This is a genomic window from Marinomonas atlantica, assembly GCF_001639725.1.
GTDB lineage: Bacteria > Pseudomonadota > Gammaproteobacteria > Pseudomonadales > Marinomonadaceae > Marinomonas > Marinomonas atlantica.
In genome coordinates this window covers 455,553-472,956 of the sequence record NZ_LTAW01000002.1, presented here as the reverse complement: position 1 = coordinate 472,956, position 17,404 = coordinate 455,553, and the positions used below count along the sequence as shown (strand labels likewise).

The window sequence follows — 17,404 nt, the reverse complement described above, 5'->3', positions numbered from 1 at the left end:
CACATGAATCCGCTGATCCACTCTTTACACCCATACCCATTTCAGAAACTAGCTGACTTACTGTCTAGCGTAGAACCGAACATTGATCTTCCTGTGATCAAACTGACTATTGGTGAACCACAACATGACGCACCAAGCATTGTGCTTGATACGTTAAGAAATGCTTTGGATGGTGTGTCGAAGTACCCTCTCACAAAAGGGGAAAGCAGACTACGTGAAGCTATCTCTGACTGGGCTTGCAACCGCTTCAACCTTCCCAGCCTCAGTGCTGATAGCCAAATTTTACCCGTAACCGGTACGCGTGAAGCACTATTTGCTATTACACAAGCTTTGGTCGGCGAGAAAGAAGCCCCTTTAGTAGTGAGCCCGAACCCGTTCTACCAAATTTATGAAGGTGCTGGCATATTAGCAGGCGCTGAGCTGCATTACTTACCTTGCGAAGCAGGCAATGAGTACAAAATTGATTACCAAGCTGTCCCCGATTCTATCTGGCAACGCTGTGAGTTACTTTTTGTATGCTCACCTAACAACCCTGCAGGTTCAGTCACAACTCTAAACGAATACCGTTTCTTACTTGAGAAAGCCAAGCAATATAACTTTGCTATCATTGCTGATGAATGCTATTCAGAGATCTATTTTGAAGAGAAACCACTTGGCTTATTAGATGCGTGCATTCAATTAGGCAATCATGACTACAGCAACTGCCTTATTTTCCAGTCGCTTTCCAAGCGCTCTAACTTGCCAGGGTTACGCTCTGGCTTTGTTGCAGGGGATGCAAGTTTACTGAAGCCATTCCTGCAATACCGCACTTATCACGGCTGCGCTATGCCTCTGCACCACCAACTTGCCTCGATCACTGCTTGGAACGACGAAACGCACGTCGCTAATAATCGCGAAATTTACCAGCGCAAATTCAATCAAGTTCTAGACATTTTATCGCCTTATATGTCCGTCAGTAAGCCTGAAGCAGGTTTTTACTTATGGCCCAAGTTACCCATGAATGACGAAGAGTTTTGCACCAATCTGTATCACGAAGAATCAGTATTAGTGCTCCCAGGGAGTTATCTTGGCCGCGAAATAGATGGCCACAATCCTGGGCAAAATCATGTCCGAATGGCACTTGTTGCTGAAGAATCCGAATGTGTTGAGGCAGCTCAACGTATCGCACGGTTTATGAAAAAACACCAAAACCTTTAAATTATTATTTTAGGAGCACTTTCTCTAATGAGCGACTCTACTTTTGCAATTGGCCTTGGCATTGGTACCCAGAACAAAGAAGGTACTTGGTTAGAAGTTTTCTACCCATCTCCAATTGTATCTCCAGAAAAGAGCATCATCGATGCGGTCATGGAAAGCACTAACTACGAAGGCGGCAACGCAACTTTAGTACTGGATGAGAGCGATCTTAATCGCCTTCACCTAACACTTTTAAAAGCAGGCCATATCGAGTTGGCCGAACGCGCCTCTCGATTGAAGCCATCGACTCAGCCAGTCGTGCTTTGTGTACTAAAAGCAGACGAAGCACCAGCCAACCCGGCTGAAGTTTACTTGAAGCTACAACTGATCTCGCACCGTCAAGTACAGCCTCACAACACGAAACTAGACGGAATGTTTGGCCTTCTAGTCAACACAGCTTGGACAAGTGAAGGTCCAATCGATGTGCGTGAATTAGCAGACCGACAACTAAGTGCTCGTATGGAAGGTCGCACTATCGAAGTATTCAGTGTCGATAAGTTCCCTAAAATGGCGAATTTCGTGGTTCCTACAGGTATTCGTATTGGTGACGCAGCGCGCATTCGCTTAGGCGCTCACCTAGGTGAAGGCACCACGGTTATGCACGAAGGTTTCGTAAACTTCAACGCAGGCACACTAGGTACTAGCATGGTTGAAGGCCGAATTTCTGCAGGTGTTGTAGTCGGCAATGGCTCTGACCTAGGTGGCGGCTGTTCTACAATGGGCACCTTGTCTGGCGGCGGCAACATCGTTATTGCAGTTGGCGAAGAATGTTTAATCGGTGCAAACGCTGGTATTGGCATCGGTCTTGGTGATCGCTGTACCGTTGAGTCTGGTCTATACATCACTGCTGGCTCCAAAGTAGCCCTACTTGACGAAAACAACAGTGTTGTATCTGTCGTTAAAGCTCGTGAACTGTCAGGTCAATCCGACCTACTATTCCGCCGCAACTCTGAAACAGGTGCTATCGAGTGTAAGACAAACAAAACAGCCATTGCTCTAAATGAAGCACTGCACGCACACAACTAATTAATTGTGTCGTAATGCCGGAGCTCCATATGGACTCCGGCATTTTTTCGACTAAACAATAGGATAAGCACCGTGACAACTATTTATGGCATTAAAAACTGTGACACGATGAAAAAGGCATTACGCTGGCTGGATGAGCATAATGTTACCTATGACTTTCATGATTACCGTAAAGATGGCCTTGAAAGGGCACAATTAACCCAGTGGATAGAGCAATTAGGCTGGGAATCTGTCGTTAACAAACGCGGCACAACGTGGCGCAAGCTTGACCCTGAGACGCAAGCAACAATGAACAATGAAAACGCCGTAGAAATCCTACTAGAGCAGCCGGCCATGATTAAGCGACCATTGTTGGATCATGAGCAATCCCTTACACTTGGCTTCAAAGCAGAACAATACCAAGCAATTTTTCTGTCATAACTCTTTACTTAATCGGTTATGACAGGAATATAGTATGCTCTCTCAGCATTGCTAGGCTCATCGGAACGATGAACTGGATATGCTTTTGGTGCAGCATTGACAGGACGATCTCCCGTAATAACAGGAACATAGTAGGCTTCTTGAATATGAGAGTTTGAGCCACCCATAAGCGTACAACCTGTCAGCCATAAAGCAGTAAAGCTAAGTAAGCCCAATTTCATTATGTCACCCTTATTAGTCTACTAGACACACGCTAAGGTAACGAAACACAACGCAAAGGTAAAGAATGACGCAACTTACGCCTACTCTAGAACTTGCTCTAGATTTAATTTCACGCCCTTCTGTAACACCAGAAGATGCTGGCTGCCAAGATTTGATGATCGAGCGATTAGAGAAGATCGGCTTTAAGATTGAACGTATGCCATTTGGGGAGGTAAAAAACTTCTACGCAAAACGCGGCACCCAAGGCCCTAACCTTTGCTTTGCAGGTCATACCGACGTAGTACCAACTGGACCAGAAGCGGAATGGAAAGTATCTCCGTTTAAGCCAGAGATCATTGACGGCGTGTTATACGGCCGAGGCGCGGCAGATATGAAAGGCAGCTTGGCCTCCATGATTATTGCGGTGGAAAACTTTGTTGCCGAACACCCAAATCATGACGGCCAGATTTCATTCTTAATTACCAGTGATGAAGAAGGCCCATTTGTTGACGGCACAACGCGTGTTGTTGATGCATTAATGGCGCGCCAAGAGAAAGTAGATTGGTGCATCGTCGGCGAGCCATCTAGCACTAAAACTGTTGGCGATATTATAAAAAATGGACGTCGCGGCTCTTTCAGCGGCGATGTGACCATCTATGGTAAACAAGGCCACGTTGCCTACCCGCACCTAGCCATCAATCCGATCCATTTGGCTGCACCGGCTTTAGCAGAATTTGCGACAACCAAATGGGACGATGGCAATGAATTCTTTCCGCCAACCAGTTTCCAAGTATCCAATATCCATTCTGGCACGGGTGCAACCAATGTCGTTCCCGGTACGCTTAAGGCACAATTCAATTTCCGTTTCTCCTCTGAGCTAACATTCGATGACTTAAAAGAAAAAGCATTAGGCATTCTTGATAAGCATAACCTGAAATACGATATCGAATGGACCTATAATGGCCTACCCTTCTTAACGAAACCTGGTGAGCTTGTTGATGCCATGGTTGATGCCATACAAACAACCGTCAACATCACACCAGAGTTATCAACCTCTGGTGGCACATCGGACGGCCGTTTCATTGCTAAGATGGGTACGCAAGTGGTTGAACTTGGTCCAATCAACGCCACCATTCATCAAATTAACGAATGCGTAGAGGCTGAAAGCTTGAATCAACTTTCCCTAATTTATCAGCGCATTTTAACTAACTTGATGGCAAAATAGGTCTATCGTGAGCAAGCCATTCGCTTTTCTTCATAAACTTGCTATCAGACTGGGCCAGAACCCAAGACTGGCCCTAATGAAGTTAATTCAAGGTGGGCTACTTTTTGCCTTTGGCGTGCTAATGATATTTATAGCCAATAATTTGGTTATAGAATCCATTCAACGAGAGCTCATAGCCCTGTTAGGTCTAATCATTTCAGGATTGGGCATAACGTGGTCATTGATTGGCTATTTATCTATGAGCGTATTGCGTATCTACCACATGTTAAATAAGAAGGATTAATCCGATGCAGCCCGATATCGAAATCTACCTCTTGTCATGCCCGACAGAGCGTATCATCCGCTGGCTGGAGCAAGACTTCTCCGTTATAGATATGCACAAGCCCAGCGACATCGTAACTAAACTGCACTTAGAACATAACGGTGAAGTCATTCCCGTCACCATTCTCGAAAAAGCTGCAGGAAAGCGCTTCACTTCCATCTGGTTTGATTCTGACAAAACCCCTTGGGAGAATGACACGGAATGCTCTAAATGCGCGTTCGAAGCGTTAGAATGCGAGGTTCGCTGTAATTATCAAGGGTGGCAAGAAGATGGACAGGAAGACCCCGATCTTTGGTGGCACATTAACAATGAAGGCGAAGGCCCATTCATTTGGCGGCTATAGCGACACACCCTTTTTTGCTGAAACATCGAGAGTAAGAGAAATACACTATGCAAATCACATTGCTTAAAGGCAAACTTCACATGGCCTCTGTCACTCAAGCAGAGCTATGGTACGACGGCTCTTGTGCTATCGATAGCGACCTTGTGAAACTGGCGGGTCTTCGTGAATTCGAACAAATCGACATTTATAATGTTGATAATGGCGAGCGCTTCCATACTTACGTCATTCTTGCTGAGGCAGGTTCCGGCACCATTTCTATGAACGGTGCAGCCGCACGTAAAGTACAAGTAGGCGATCGCGTCATCATCGCAGCTTACGCGCAGATGGACGAGGCGGAAGCAAATAACTTTTTACCAAAGCTCGTGTACTGCCATAAAGACAATACCGTTGAACGCACAGCGAACACCATTCCTGTTCAAAAAGATTAGCAATATTTAATTGCGCATAAAAAAGGTCGCCTAAGGGCGACCTTTTTAGGATCTGAACATCACGAATAGAATGAAAACTTATTCAACCGCAGCAAGTGCTGCATCGTAATTAGGCTCTTCCGCAGTTTCTGAAACTTGTTCAGTGTAAACCACTTCACCAGACTCATTAAGCACAACAACTGAGCGTGATAGCAAGCCTGTTAGAGGGCCTGTAACGAACTCAACACCGTAGTCTTTACCAAAGCTAGAACGGAAGCTAGAACCCGCCACAACGTTATCTAAACCTTCAGCACCGCAAAAGCGTGCTGCTGCAAAAGGTAAATCTGCAGACACACACAATACAACCGTGTTCTCAAGGTTCGACAATGACTCGTTGAACTTACGAACAGAGGCCGCGCACACACCGGTATCAACAGATGGAAAAATATTTAAAACAACTTTCTTACCAGCGTAATCTGCTAATGATGTCGTCGACAAATCCGTCTTAACTAACTCAAACGATGGCGCTTTAGAGCCGACTTCAGGAAGTTCACCGATCGTTTCTAACGGGTTACCTTGTAATGTTACTGTAGCCATAATGTCCTCTCAATATAATGTGGGTAGGAAACAACACCCTGTATTTTAACCTTTAACGATGGATACGTTTTCCGCCTGTTTGCCTTTCTCGCCTTCTGTTACAGTAAAGCGAACTTTCTGGCCTTCAATTAAGAAGCGGCGACCGCGTCCACGGATCGCGCGGTAATGTACAAATACATCATCACCGTTTTCCATGGTAAGGAAACCAAAACCTTTGGAAGAATTAAACCACTTTACGGTACCAATCTCACGATCATCATCTTCTTCCTCACTTGTTGCGTCATCTGACTCAAAAGTTGAAGAAGTATCATCAGTCGTTGCGGCACTAGATTGAGACAATACAGTACCCAGGTAAACAGTCACCAAGGTTACTAAGAAGTACACAATATAGTGTTGTGCAATATCGACCCCAACCAAAGGCGCAATGATAAGCGGCGTCACCAAAGCTAAAATAAGACTCACTAAAAATGCACGTACAGATAAAAACATTGGAGTTCCTTGAATATGTTTAATGATTTTTGTTATTTAATACTAATACACACTTTATAAAGTTTAGTAGCGCGTGCTACACCTATTTCAACAGCTAGATCAATATTTAAAAAGAAAAGCCAAGCTGTTGAAAAAACAATTCACGCCACTATTAACATACTGACACAAGTGTATAGAATGTCAGCAAAAATTGCGCAAAATACATTACGACACTTATTTCGTTAAACTCTAATTGACACACGAAATTAAGTACTTAGCACATTAGAAGACTACCATATAGCAGCCATCTATGAACACCTCAGACTTATTAAACCGTATTGACGATCTTGAGATTCGCAATCAATTTCAAGAAGAAACCATTGATGCACTCAATAACGCCCTAACAAAGCAACAGCAAGATATTTTGCTGCTCAAAGAGCAAATCAAACTACTTGCCCAGCGCATGGGAGATCAGCGCCAAAATTCAGGTATCGACTCAGCTATTGAAAAGCCTCCTCATTACTAAAGTTTAATGCAACGAAACGCCAACCTTTTTAGTCAGCGTTTTCTAACGACCGCTTTACGTAAACATCAAAGCGTCCAGACTTGCCATCTAACCGGTAACTCGGCTCTTGATCGTTTAAGTAAGGCGCGCCTTTTGGCCGCTTAACTACTACTCGAAAACGTGCTAATTGCTGCGCTTTAGGTAAAAGCAAGTCTGCATCTTCATCATACCCTACCAAATCACGAAAAAATGCCATCTCTTTCTTTACGGCTGCAGAGGACTTATCTTTATGTGGGAACATAGGGTCTAGATACACAACGTCAACACAATCTTCGCCTACCACATTAAAGATAGTGCCATGAGCAAGCAGCATATTCGACATAATATCTTCGATATCAGCGACTAACCGTGCTCTTTCTAAGCCATCAGAGAGCAACTCTCTAACAAAACCAACACGCTCAAACAGTGAAACATGACAGCCCAAGCTCGCCAACACAAAACTGTCTCGTCCAAGACCTGCTGTTGCATCAAAAACAGTTAACGAAGACCGTTTATTTAAACCACAGGCTTTAGCAATGTCTTGTCCCTTACCACCACCAAATTTACGACGATGATCAACCGCACCAGTCGCTAATTCTACACTTACAGGTTTAGGCGCACCTTTCCCGGTTTTAGCAATGACCAAAGCATCATCTTGGTACATCAACAAATAATCGTAGGTCGTTGCAAATTTTAAATCAGAGGAAAGACGAAACATGACTAAGCCAAGACGCTCAGCAATTTCCTGAACATGGCTATTTGAATTGCGGTATGCCACCGCAAGGGAACTAGGCGTAAACATCGATACCTATTAGTAGATGGCGAGGGTTATTAGAAGACAGGGACTCAGTAGACTGATACGCCGACATAGCTTGTTGCGCTAAAGCACTTAAACCGTCAACCTTAAAAAAGCGCGGCGATTCTGAACTTGAAGCCTGCTCAAAGGCTTGCACCGAACTTGGTAAGAATGCTGAGGATCGCTGCTCAGAATTTTGGTTAACGACAGCGGGCACCGAGGAACGTGCATTGTGAGTTGCACCACCTTGAGTAATAACTGGAAAGTTACCGCCAATATTCATATTACCCTCTCACCATTACTAGCCAAAGAAGCCCGAACCCTAATATAAGTCGATAGATCATAAATGGCAAAAAACCAAAACGACTAAGCCACTTTAAAAATAGATGTATACAAAGATAGGCGCTCATACCAGAAAGCACAATCCCCCAACCTAAAGACTGATAGTCAATTGAGACAGTAGACTCTTCTGTTATTAACTCGAAGGATTTCAAGCTGCCGGCAGCAATAATAATAGGGATCGACAATAGGAATGAAAAACGCGCAGAACATTCACGACTAAACCCTAAGAAGCGTGCTGCGGTCATTGTGACACCTGAACGAGATGTTCCCGGTATCAATGCAAGTGCCTGTGCTAAACCGATGATCAATACTCTCGACCAAGTTAGATCGGATTGATGCTTGCTATTGCTGGCAAATCGATCCGCTAACCATAGCAACACACCAAAGCCGATGGTTGTGTAAGCAATCACTTCTATCGAACGTAAATACTGTTCGATAACGCTATCAAATAGCAAGCCAACAATAACAGCCGGTATCGTTGCCAAAATAACCCACAACCCCAAACGACTGTTTTCGGTAAAACGACGCGTGAACAGTGTTTTAACAGAGTCTCGGACAATAAAGCCAATATCACGCCAAAAATAACTAAACACAGCGATTAAAGTACCGACATGAACAGCCACATCAAATGCCAACCCTTGATCCGGCCATCCCAATAATTGAGAAGGCAAGATCAAATGAGCTGAGCTTGAAATCGGTAAAAATTCAGTTAGCCCCTGAATTAAAGCTAAAAAAATAACATGGTGCCACAGCATACTTTAACGTTTACCGATCCGTGCAGGTTGCTTTTCCCAAGTGACCTCATCACGAAGATAAACAGGAAGTGCTTCATTTGCAGCCACAACCTTACCTTGTAAAAAATCATAGTCTGCTAACTGAGCAATACAGGCGGCTCGAGGTGCAATATCAGACAAAACGTTCACAGCTAACTCAGGCAATACACTATTCAATTGGTCTTGATAAATCCATCCAGATCCAACGCCATAGTATCGCTCAGAAATAGAGGTAAGATTATCAGGCGAAATAACACGCTCTGATAAAATTTCTTCAGCTACCCAAAACTCATCTTTTTGCTCAATCGAATATCCACCCAAATAGATTTCCCCCATACGGGCATCTAGGGCAGCTAACCAATGTGAGTAATGCGTTTTTTGATGCGCTTCAAGTGCCATCGCCGCTAGTGTCGAAACAGGTACAACCGGAAGATCTGCACCATACGCAAGCCCCTGCACAACACCTGCACTGATACGCAGTCCAGTAAAAGAACCTGGCCCTCGACCAAACGCAATGGCGTCCACCTGAGATAAGGACAATTGAGCTTGAGCAAGAATTTGATCCACCATTGGCAGGATCAAATCATTATGTTGTCGCGGTGCCATGCGGAAATCTTCCAACACGACACCATCTTGAATCAACGCCACCGAGCAGGCAGGCGTTGATGTATCCAAAGCAAGAATAACAGTCATTGCAGGGTTAAGCCTTAAGCGCTGATAGCAAACCTTGCTTGATTTCGTTCAGATCGCCAACACCATTCACTTTTACAAATTTAGGGGCTGTAGCAGCATCTTCTTGCAACCAAGCTTGATAATACCCAATAAGAGGCGCTGTTTGATCGTGGTAGATAGCAAGACGTTTACGTACTGTTTCTTCAGTATCATCAGCACGTTGAATTAGGTCATCACCCGTTTCATCGTCTTTGCCTTCCACTTTAGGTGGGTTATAAATTACGTGGTATGTACGACCAGACGCTTCGTGCACACGACGACCACTCATACGCTGAACAATTTCTTCATCAGCGACATCGATTTCAACTACATAATCAATCGCAACACCGGCATCTTTTAATGCATCAGCTTGAGGCAGTGTACGCGGAAAGCCGTCAAACAATGCACCGTTAGCACAATCATCTTGTTGCAAGCGCTCTTTTACCAAACCAATGATGATGTCATCTGACACTAATTGACCTGCATCCATAACTGCTTTTGCTTTTAAACCAAGTTCTGTACCTGCTTTTACCGCTGCGCGAAGCATATCACCAGTCGAAATTTGCGGAATACCAAACTCTTCAGTAATGAACTGAGCTTGCGTACCTTTACCTGCGCCTGGCGCTCCTAACAAAATAATTCGCATAAATTTTCTCCAATAGTCTGCATAAAATAGGCATGGCGAGCGAAACAGCTCAATATAAAAAGGTTGTGAATGACGGCAAAAAAAAGCGCCCAGAATCCACCGTTTGCTCACTGATTATAATTTTGAGGCCGCTAGCATACCCAAGCCTATGCAAATTATGCAAACTAACTTGTCGGTTTTTAGATTTTAGGGCGCACTATGTTACGTATTTTTGCCATTTCTTCCAGATTAGCCCGTATTTTGCATGCCACTGGAGATGCCTGCCATCGTGATCATTAAGGCTTTATTCACTTCAACATTCCCCTCATCTATGCGACTACGGTGCAATAATTCTGCTTGCAAATAGTGCAACGGATCAATGTAAGGATTACGAACGTCGATCGATTGGCGAATGGTTTTATTATCCTCAATTAACCGATCTTGCTGCTTGATTTCTTTAACCAGCTCACGAACTTGATGTAGTTTACGTCGTAATAAATGACCTAAACCACGCAACTCATCTGGCACCAAGCGTTTTTCATAATATTCAGCTATATCTGGCTCAGCCTTTGCCAGCACCATATCCAGCATGTCTAAATATGCTCCAAAGAAAGGCCATTTTTTATGCATTTCTCTGAGCCGCTCTAAATTGCCAGAATCCATACTCTGTTGCAAAGCACTTTCAGCACCCAACCAAGCAGGCAACATCAAACGGATTTGCATCCAAGCAAAAATCCAAGGAATCGCACGCAAACTCTCTACACCGCCATCAGAACGGCGGCGAGCCGGACGCGAACCTAACGGCAATTTAGCTAATTCTTGCTCTGGAGTAATGGTTCTAAAGTACGCAACAAAGTCTTCATGGCCACGCACAATCGAACGATATTGGTTCATCCCTTCTTCTGCCATTTCATCCATCAGTGCCCGCCAATCTTCTTTAGGAGACTCCGAGGGAATCAAAGATGCCTCTAACACAGCAGAACAGTAAAGCTCCAATGACCGTACAGCGATGTCAGGGATTCCAAATTTGAAGCGGATCATTTCACCTTGTTCAGTCACTCGGATAGAGCCTTTAACTGAGCCCGGTGGCTGTGACAGTATTGCTACATGAGCAGGGCCGCCTCCACGACCAACAGTACCACCACGACCATGAAATAAAGTCAGGTGAATATCGTGCTTCTTACATAAGCGAGTCAAGGACTCCTGTGCTCTATACTGCCCCCAAGTTGCGGCAATTTGCCCAGCATCTTTCGCTGAATCAGAGTAGCCAATCATGACTTCTTGATGACCATTGATATAGGATTTGTACCAAGGTAATGAAAACAATTGCTCGATAATAGGCTCGGCATTATCCAAGTCAGCCAGCGTTTCAAACAAAGGCACAATGCGCATATTAAAACGCACGCCCGTTTCTTTAAGCAATAACGCTACAGCTAGAACATCAGAGGGTGCACTCGCCATTGAAATCACATAAGAACCAAACGAATTCTGGTAACCGCTGGCAATGGTTTTGAAGGTAGCAAGAATCTCATCTACCATGGGTTCAGGCGACCAGTCTTTTGGTAGCAACGGGCGCTTTGAATTCAATTCAGCCAGTAAAAAAGCTTGGCGTGAGGCCTCATCCCACTCAGCATAGTCCCCAAGACCATAAAAACGGGTAATAGCTGAAAGCGCTTCAATATGTTTAGACGCATCTTGACGAACGTCTAAGCGTACTAATGTCATACCAAATGTCGCGGCGCGACGAATTAAGTCCAACACAGAGCCATTTGCAATCACTTTCATACCGCAGTCTAAGAGTGATTGATAACATAGAGACAGATCATCCATTAGCTCTTTGTTATCAAGCATAATGCCTTGATCACTCACAGATTGACCATCAAGCTTCGCTTTAGCCCATAGCTTGGTTTTTTCTATTTTTCGTTCAAGATTACGCACTACCTCACGATAAGGCTGAGCACTGTCACCGACACGCTCTCGCAAGGCATCATTGCATTGTGTCATTGAGAACTCAGCACGCAATGCAACCAAGTCTTTTAAGTATAAGTCAGCAGCCATCCAGCGTGCTAAAAGCACCACTTCTTGAGTCACATTGTGAGTCACATTAGGGTTACCGTCTCGGTCCCCGCCCATCCACGTAGCAAAGCGAATTGGCGCTAGGTCTAGCGGTAAACGCTCTTGTTCCGCATGCTGTTTAAATTGCTCGTCTAACTGTCGAAAAAACTGCGGTACGGCTTCCCATAGAGACTGTTCAATAACAGCAAACCCCCATTTAGCCTCATCAACTGGTGTTGGTCTTTGTTCACGAATTTCATCCGTGTGCCAAGCTTGAGTGATTATTTCGTTAAGGCGACGGACGTGTTTCTCATGCTCAAGGGGCAAGATATTGTCTTTGTCGAGAGCTTCCAGCTCAGTAGAGATGTTATCGTACTTTCGTATTAAAGACCGACGAACAACTTCTGTCGGATGCGCTGTCAAGACTAGATCGATGGCTTGACCACGAAGCGCTTCGACCACCTGCTCAGGTGTGAAGTTTTGCTCTTTTAAGCGAACTAACAAATCACCAATAGGGTTCTTATAAATACCCTTACTTTCATTCGAGCGACGTCGATGAACACGATGGTATTGCTCTGCAAGGTTGGAAAGATTTAAAAACTGATTAAACGCTCTCGCGACAGGGACAATGTCTTTGTCATCAAGCTCTTCTAGAGCTTTAATTAAGGCACTGGAGTCACCGCTTTGTCTCCCATCTTTGGATAGCTGACGAATATTTTCGACCGTATCTAAAAAGCGTTCTCCCAAATGATTACTCATGGTTTCCCCTAAGCAACCCCCTAATAAACGCACGTTTTCTCTTAATGAGGCCTGACGATCGGTCACAACACGTCTCCTTAATTCTGTTATCGCTCGCCTATCCGAGCCATATCCGCTATAAGCCGTTGGCTTTAGCACGCTCCCATAACTGATCTAACTCTTCTAGCGAGCAATCTGCTAAAGGTGTTTTCTGATCTGATAATAAGTGTTCCATAAAAGCAAATCGACGACGAAATTTCACATTGGTCTGCATCAAAGCATGCTCTGGCGAAATCGATAAATGCCTTGCTAAATTTGATACGGCAAACAATACATCACCTAACTCTGCTTCTGCTTCTGCATGCGAAAGATGCTCAATCGCTTCCTCTAATTCATCAAGCTCTTCTCGAATCTTAGCAAAAACAGGCTTCACATCTTGCCAATCAAAGCCAACTTTGCTCGCTTGCTTTTGCAGCTTCACGGCTTGGGCTAACACTGACGTACTACTAGGAACAGAATCTAATAAACCTGTTGGTAATTGCCCTTTGATTCGCTTTTCTTCAGCTTTGATTTTCTGCCACTGTTCGCCTATCTCTTGTTCAGACAATGCATTTGGGCTGGCATAGCTGTCAAACGTACCATCTGGAAAGACATGAGGGTGACGGCGCAGCATTTTTTCTACAATCGTATTCACTACATCAGAGAAATTGAAGGTATTTTCTTCACTGGCCATTTGTGCATGAAATACTACTTGAAACAACAAGTCCCCTAACTCGTCTTGAAGGTCTTGGCGATTGCCTCGAACAATCGCATCCATGACTTCATAAGCCTCTTCAATTGTATAAGGTGCGATGCTATCAAAACTTTGTTTTTGATCCCACGGACAACCATACTGACGGTCACGTAGCATGGTCATTAGAGCTAACAGATCATTCAGGGAATACTTCAATTATCACGCTCCCTAAAGACATCTAATACATTAGGCAATTGGTTGATTCGATGGAGCAAGCGAGACAAAGAGCTGATTTCACTTACTTCAATAGTAAAGCGAATTGCAGCAGTATGATCCTCCTTCGCAGAAATAGTATTCATCGACAGCAAATTCACTTTCTCATTGGAAAGCAGTGCCGTAATGTCATTCAGTAAACCTGTACGATCGTAAGCTGATACACGAATATTGACAGGGTACAAGTTATCGACTTCTTCCCCCCAATTCACTTCCACTATTCGCTCTGGCTCTTCAAGCTGTAATTGCGCAGCATTAATACAATCTTGGCGGTGAATAGAAACACCACGCCCTTGCGTAATGTAGCCGATAATGTCATCACCAGGAATCGGTGAACAGCATTTTGCCATTTGTGTGAGTAGCTTACCCACACCTTGAATATGAATATCATTATCAGAAGATTTATGTCGGCTTTTCTTCAAACGAACAGGGCGAACAGCAGGCTCACCATCTAAGCCGTGCAAATCATCTATGACACGAAGAACGCGACCTAATTGGATATCTCCAGCACCAAGTGAGACGTATACATCTTCTCCTGAGGTGAAATTAAAGCGCTCTGCAATGGCATTAAAGTTCAGTTTATTTTCTTCAATACCAAGGCGCTTTAACTGCTTATCAAGTACATTTTGACCCGCTTCAAGATTTTTCTCACGATCTTCTCGTCTGAACCAACTCTGAATCTTAGCTCTGGCACGATTGGTGTTTACATATCCTAATGTTGGATGCAGCCAATCTCGGCTTGGCCCACCATCTTTGGTTGTCAAAATTTCTACTTTGTCGCCCGTTTTAAGATGCGTTACAAGGGAAATAATCTTACCGTTCACTTTAGCACCCCGACAGCGATGCCCTATTTCCGTGTGAACACGATAAGCAAAATCTACCGGTGTCGCATTGATAGGTAAATCGACCACATGTCCATCAGGCGTAAATACATAGATACGATCTTGTTCAATGTCGTTAAGTACCTGCTCACTGAGTGACTCTAAATCACCTTGCACTTCATTAAAATCTAGAATCGTACGCAACCACTGCAGCTTTTCTTCATAGCTTGAACTGTTTGAAGTAAGATCAGTCCCTTTGTATTTCCAATGAGCGCACACACCAAGCTCTGCATCTTCATGCATTTTATGGGTTCGTATCTGAATTTCTAACACACGTCCTTCAGGTCCAACTACCGCCGTATGGAGCGACTGGTACCCATTGGACTTAGGGTTGCTGATGTAATCGTCAAATTCTTGAGGAACAGGCTTCCAAAGGTTATGGACAATACCCAATACTCCGTAACACTCCATTGTTTCATCAACGAGAATTCGTACAGCACGAACATCATAAACTTCATCAAATGGAATATTTTTACGACGCATTTTGCGCCAAATACTGTAAATGTGTTTTGCTCTGCCCATTACATCTGCATGGATATTGATCGCTTCCATACGGAACTTTAGATCTTTAATGGCATCATCAATAAATTGCTGTCGATCCAAACGCTTTTCATCGAGCAGTTTGGCAATACGCTTGTAATCAGCTGGATAAAGGTAACGGAACGATAAGTCCTCAAGCTCCCATTTGATATGACCAATGCCTAGTCGATGGGCAAGCGGTGCATAGACACTCTGTACTTCCAAGGCGATTGATTCTTTGCGCTCATCGCTCTGATGCTTCGCCTCTTTTATGGCGCATGCTCGTTCAGACAATTTGATTAATACGACGCGCACATCGTCAATGATAGAAACCAACATTTTTCGCAATGATTCAAGCTGATTTTCATGACTACCCAGCACTTCTGCAGAGCTGTCTTTGGATAAGTTTTTTGATACCTCACCCATACGAATCACGCCCTCAATCAATGACGCCACTTTACGACCAAACATGTCACTGACTTTGGAAAGCTCTAATTGATCCTCACGAACAACTCGGTAAAGCGCCGCAGCCAAAAGAGAGTCTTGGTCGGCACGGAAACCGGCAAGAATTTCCACCATTTCTAAGCCTGCTCGAAATGTGCTTGCCTGAGGCCCCCAGTAAGATGACCGCCCCGACGCGGCTTCCGCCTGTCTTGCTAACTGACAAGCCATTCTCAAAGGAACGCGACTTGCCTCATCAATCTTGTCAGCAAAATGAGACATCCAAGCATCAATATCGACACTTCCGTCTGCTAATACAGGGTGATCCTTTCTTACCGTAACCATATAACTACCCTTCTGGTAACAACTTACTTCTGCAACAACATCATTGCTTCAACATGTGACGTTTGCGGAAACATATCCATCATGCAAACCTTTGTCACACGAAATCCATTTTCGACCAAATATTCTGCATCCCTTGCTAAAGTAGAAGCGTTGCAGGAAACATATAAAATTTGCTGCGGTTTTAAACGCACCAAAGTCGGTAAAAACTCAAATGCTCCGGCCCTAGGAGGGTCTAATAGAGCTTTAGTGATTTTAGCTTTCTTTAAGCGGTTTGGCGGACTCTGAGTCAAGTCTGCAGCCATAAATTCGATATTATTTAGATGCGCTTGGCTCGCATTAAACTGACCCATTTCTACCATCGATTCAATCGCCTCTACAGCAAGCACACGACCTGCACGCTTAGCCATCGGCAAAGAGAAATTACCGGCGCCGCAAAACAAGTCCAGCACAACATCATTTTCACTTAACTCTAACCATGACATTGCTTGTTTAACCATGGCTTCATTTATCTGAGCATTCACTTGGATAAAGTCTTGCGGCTGAAAGTTCAATACTAAATCATTTACCACGTAATGACGTGCCGACTGATAACTAACTTTGCTCTCAGAGGGGCCTTGCCATAGCAGTGTAACGGAGGCCGATTTAGCCCAATTATTCAATTCAACTTTATCAGTGTCTTGAATATCACGTGACTGCCTTAAAACCACACACACACCTTGGCTGTCATCTAGCAACTCAATGTGCCCCAATTTGGAGACAAGCGAAGAACTTTTAAGGTAAAAACGCAATGCCTGATAAACGCCCTGCAAAGATGATTCCAAAACCATGCATTGTTCAATATCAACAATTTCATTGGAGGATTTAGCACGAAATCCTATTAGAGCATTGTTGTTTTTAACGAACACCGAAATACGAGCTCGTCGACGATAGCCGAAGGGCTCCCCTTCCAGTCGACTCATCTCATCAGGCAGCGCTAGCTTACGAAATTGACTTGCCAACCAGCTCACCTTTAAGTGGCGTTGCGCGGAAATATTCATATGCTGTAATTGACAACCGCCACATTGCTCAAAATGAGGGCACGGTGGTAACACCCTATCAGGACTGTCCTGCAGACGTCTGATTGTAATAGCTTGGTTGAATTGACGCCCTTCTTTTACAACACGCGCTTCGACTTGCTCATCAGTTATCGCACCTGAAACGAAGGTGACTTTACCATTTTCGCGAGCCACACCATGACCTTCATGGGTCGTATCCTCGATAGAAAGCAGACGTAGAGGGGAAGAGATAGGCTTATCCTGAGAAGGTCTAGCTCGACGATTAGATCGTTTTTTCAAGGTAACGTCTCTAGCAATAAAGTTAACTGACGATAATACCCCATTCGCA

General features: G+C 44.2%; 19 protein-coding genes. 7 read left to right on the top strand and 12 right to left on the bottom strand.

Going from position 1 to position 17,404, the window contains the following annotated elements:
* The first annotated feature begins 3 nt into the window (after positions 1-3).
* The 3 genes from dapC to AYW75_RS05065 all read left to right on the top strand — a co-directional run bounded on the left by dapC (position 4) and on the right by AYW75_RS05065 (position 2,682).
* A complete protein-coding gene (dapC, locus tag AYW75_RS05075; RefSeq protein WP_067096293.1) occupies positions 4-1,197 on the top strand; it encodes a succinyldiaminopimelate transaminase in 1,194 nt (397 codons plus the stop codon).
* A gap of 27 nt (positions 1,198-1,224) precedes the next feature.
* On the top strand, positions 1,225-2,262 hold the full coding sequence (gene dapD / locus AYW75_RS05070) for a 2,3,4,5-tetrahydropyridine-2,6-dicarboxylate N-succinyltransferase (RefSeq protein ID WP_067096290.1): 1,038 nt from the start codon (positions 1,225-1,227) through the stop codon (positions 2,260-2,262).
* A 72-nt stretch (positions 2,263-2,334) separates the two neighbouring features.
* Positions 2,335-2,682, top strand: coding sequence for an ArsC family reductase (locus AYW75_RS05065; protein WP_082856396.1), 348 nt, complete (start codon positions 2,335-2,337; stop codon positions 2,680-2,682).
* An 8-nt stretch (positions 2,683-2,690) separates the two neighbouring features.
* Here the strand turns inward: AYW75_RS05065 and AYW75_RS05060 are convergent, their stop codons facing one another.
* Positions 2,691-2,903 (bottom strand): hypothetical protein, encoded by a 213-nt coding sequence (locus tag AYW75_RS05060; RefSeq protein WP_067096287.1) that lies wholly within the window; start codon positions 2,901-2,903, stop codon positions 2,691-2,693.
* Between the two features lie 65 nt (positions 2,904-2,968).
* Between AYW75_RS05060 and dapE the strand changes: the two genes are divergently transcribed.
* From dapE to panD, 3 genes are all read left to right on the top strand, one after another.
* Positions 2,969-4,108 carry a succinyl-diaminopimelate desuccinylase gene (gene dapE / locus AYW75_RS05055; RefSeq protein WP_067096284.1) on the top strand — a complete coding sequence of 380 codons (1,140 nt, stop codon included), beginning with the start codon at positions 2,969-2,971 and terminating at the stop codon, positions 4,106-4,108.
* A 287-nt stretch (positions 4,109-4,395) separates the two neighbouring features.
* On the top strand, positions 4,396-4,773 hold the full coding sequence (locus AYW75_RS05045) for a hypothetical protein (protein WP_067096281.1): 378 nt from the start codon (positions 4,396-4,398) through the stop codon (positions 4,771-4,773).
* Between the two features lie 47 nt (positions 4,774-4,820).
* Positions 4,821-5,201: an aspartate 1-decarboxylase gene (panD, locus tag AYW75_RS05040; protein ID WP_067031553.1), complete on the top strand. Its 381-nt coding sequence runs from the start codon at positions 4,821-4,823 to the stop codon at positions 5,199-5,201.
* A gap of 78 nt (positions 5,202-5,279) precedes the next feature.
* Here panD and tpx read toward each other — a convergent pair whose 3' ends face one another.
* Complete coding sequence (gene tpx / locus AYW75_RS05035; RefSeq protein WP_067031556.1) at positions 5,280-5,777, bottom strand: thiol peroxidase; 498 nt, start codon at positions 5,775-5,777, stop codon at positions 5,280-5,282.
* Positions 5,778-5,822: 45 nt separating this feature from the next.
* The gene (locus tag AYW75_RS19115) at positions 5,823-6,266 is read right to left on the bottom strand and encodes a cold-shock protein (RefSeq protein WP_067031559.1); all 444 of its coding nucleotides are present in this window, start codon (positions 6,264-6,266) and stop codon (positions 5,823-5,825) included.
* 289 nt (positions 6,267-6,555) lie between these two features.
* Between AYW75_RS19115 and AYW75_RS05025 the strand changes: the two genes are divergently transcribed.
* Positions 6,556-6,771 (top strand): SlyX family protein, encoded by a 216-nt coding sequence (locus tag AYW75_RS05025; RefSeq protein WP_067096278.1) that lies wholly within the window; start codon positions 6,556-6,558, stop codon positions 6,769-6,771.
* A 28-nt stretch (positions 6,772-6,799) separates the two neighbouring features.
* Here AYW75_RS05025 and AYW75_RS05020 read toward each other — a convergent pair whose 3' ends face one another.
* From AYW75_RS05020 to rlmD, 9 genes are all read right to left on the bottom strand, one after another.
* Positions 6,800-7,591 (bottom strand): class I SAM-dependent methyltransferase, encoded by a 792-nt coding sequence (locus AYW75_RS05020; protein ID WP_067096274.1) that lies wholly within the window; start codon positions 7,589-7,591, stop codon positions 6,800-6,802.
* On the bottom strand, positions 7,578-7,868 hold the full coding sequence (locus tag AYW75_RS05015) for a hypothetical protein (protein ID WP_067096271.1): 291 nt from the start codon (positions 7,866-7,868) through the stop codon (positions 7,578-7,580). The genes AYW75_RS05020 and AYW75_RS05015 overlap by 14 nt, the downstream gene beginning before the upstream one ends.
* A 1-nt stretch (position 7,869) precedes the next feature.
* The gene (locus AYW75_RS05010; RefSeq protein WP_067096268.1) at positions 7,870-8,682 is read right to left on the bottom strand and encodes an undecaprenyl-diphosphate phosphatase; all 813 of its coding nucleotides are present in this window, start codon (positions 8,680-8,682) and stop codon (positions 7,870-7,872) included.
* Between the two features lie 3 nt (positions 8,683-8,685).
* The gene (gene tsaB, locus AYW75_RS05005) at positions 8,686-9,393 is read right to left on the bottom strand and encodes a tRNA (adenosine(37)-N6)-threonylcarbamoyltransferase complex dimerization subunit type 1 TsaB (RefSeq protein ID WP_067096265.1); all 708 of its coding nucleotides are present in this window, start codon (positions 9,391-9,393) and stop codon (positions 8,686-8,688) included.
* Between the two features lie 7 nt (positions 9,394-9,400).
* Positions 9,401-10,057 carry an adenylate kinase gene (adk, locus tag AYW75_RS05000; RefSeq protein ID WP_067096262.1) on the bottom strand — a complete coding sequence of 219 codons (657 nt, stop codon included), beginning with the start codon at positions 10,055-10,057 and terminating at the stop codon, positions 9,401-9,403.
* A 228-nt stretch (positions 10,058-10,285) separates the two neighbouring features.
* Positions 10,286-12,916 (bottom strand): phosphoenolpyruvate carboxylase, encoded by a 2,631-nt coding sequence (gene ppc / locus AYW75_RS04995; protein WP_067096259.1) that lies wholly within the window; start codon positions 12,914-12,916, stop codon positions 10,286-10,288.
* Positions 12,917-12,965: 49 nt separating this feature from the next.
* The gene (gene mazG, locus AYW75_RS04990) at positions 12,966-13,778 is read right to left on the bottom strand and encodes a nucleoside triphosphate pyrophosphohydrolase (protein WP_082856395.1); all 813 of its coding nucleotides are present in this window, start codon (positions 13,776-13,778) and stop codon (positions 12,966-12,968) included.
* Entirely contained in the window at positions 13,775-16,021 is a 2,247-nt protein-coding gene (relA, locus tag AYW75_RS04985) for a GTP diphosphokinase (RefSeq protein WP_067096256.1), read from the bottom strand. Before relA ends, mazG begins: the two co-directional genes overlap by 4 nt.
* 23 nt (positions 16,022-16,044) lie before the next feature.
* Positions 16,045-17,355 carry a 23S rRNA (uracil(1939)-C(5))-methyltransferase RlmD gene (gene rlmD, locus AYW75_RS04980; RefSeq protein ID WP_067096253.1) on the bottom strand — a complete coding sequence of 437 codons (1,311 nt, stop codon included), beginning with the start codon at positions 17,353-17,355 and terminating at the stop codon, positions 16,045-16,047.
* Positions 17,356-17,404 lie beyond the last annotated feature (49 nt).

Excerpts from the sequence above, each read along its gene's own strand:
- AYW75_RS05045 (WP_067096281.1), top strand. The coding sequence starts at position 4,396 with ATGCAGCCCGATATCGAAATCTACCTCTTGTCATGCCCGACAGAGCGT.
- AYW75_RS05015 (WP_067096271.1), bottom strand. The coding sequence starts at position 7,868 with ATGAATATTGGCGGTAACTTTCCAGTTATTACTCAAGGTGGTGCAACT.
- dapE (WP_067096284.1), top strand. The coding sequence starts at position 2,969 with ATGACGCAACTTACGCCTACTCTAGAACTTGCTCTAGATTTAATTTCA.
- AYW75_RS05020 (WP_067096274.1), bottom strand. The coding sequence starts at position 7,591 with ATGTTTACGCCTAGTTCCCTTGCGGTGGCATACCGCAATTCAAATAGC.
- dapD (WP_067096290.1), top strand. The coding sequence starts at position 1,225 with ATGAGCGACTCTACTTTTGCAATTGGCCTTGGCATTGGTACCCAGAAC.
- AYW75_RS05025 (WP_067096278.1), top strand. The coding sequence starts at position 6,556 with ATGAACACCTCAGACTTATTAAACCGTATTGACGATCTTGAGATTCGC.
- AYW75_RS19115 (WP_067031559.1), bottom strand. The coding sequence starts at position 6,266 with ATGTTTTTATCTGTACGTGCATTTTTAGTGAGTCTTATTTTAGCTTTG.
- panD (WP_067031553.1), top strand. The coding sequence starts at position 4,821 with ATGCAAATCACATTGCTTAAAGGCAAACTTCACATGGCCTCTGTCACT.
- tpx (WP_067031556.1), bottom strand. The coding sequence starts at position 5,777 with ATGGCTACAGTAACATTACAAGGTAACCCGTTAGAAACGATCGGTGAA.
- adk (WP_067096262.1), bottom strand. The coding sequence starts at position 10,057 with ATGCGAATTATTTTGTTAGGAGCGCCAGGCGCAGGTAAAGGTACGCAA.
- AYW75_RS05010 (WP_067096268.1), bottom strand. The coding sequence starts at position 8,682 with ATGCTGTGGCACCATGTTATTTTTTTAGCTTTAATTCAGGGGCTAACT.
- dapC (WP_067096293.1), top strand. The coding sequence starts at position 4 with ATGAATCCGCTGATCCACTCTTTACACCCATACCCATTTCAGAAACTA.
- AYW75_RS05060 (WP_067096287.1), bottom strand. The coding sequence starts at position 2,903 with ATGAAATTGGGCTTACTTAGCTTTACTGCTTTATGGCTGACAGGTTGT.
- tsaB (WP_067096265.1), bottom strand. The coding sequence starts at position 9,393 with ATGACTGTTATTCTTGCTTTGGATACATCAACGCCTGCCTGCTCGGTG.
- relA (WP_067096256.1), bottom strand. The coding sequence starts at position 16,021 with ATGGTTACGGTAAGAAAGGATCACCCTGTATTAGCAGACGGAAGTGTC.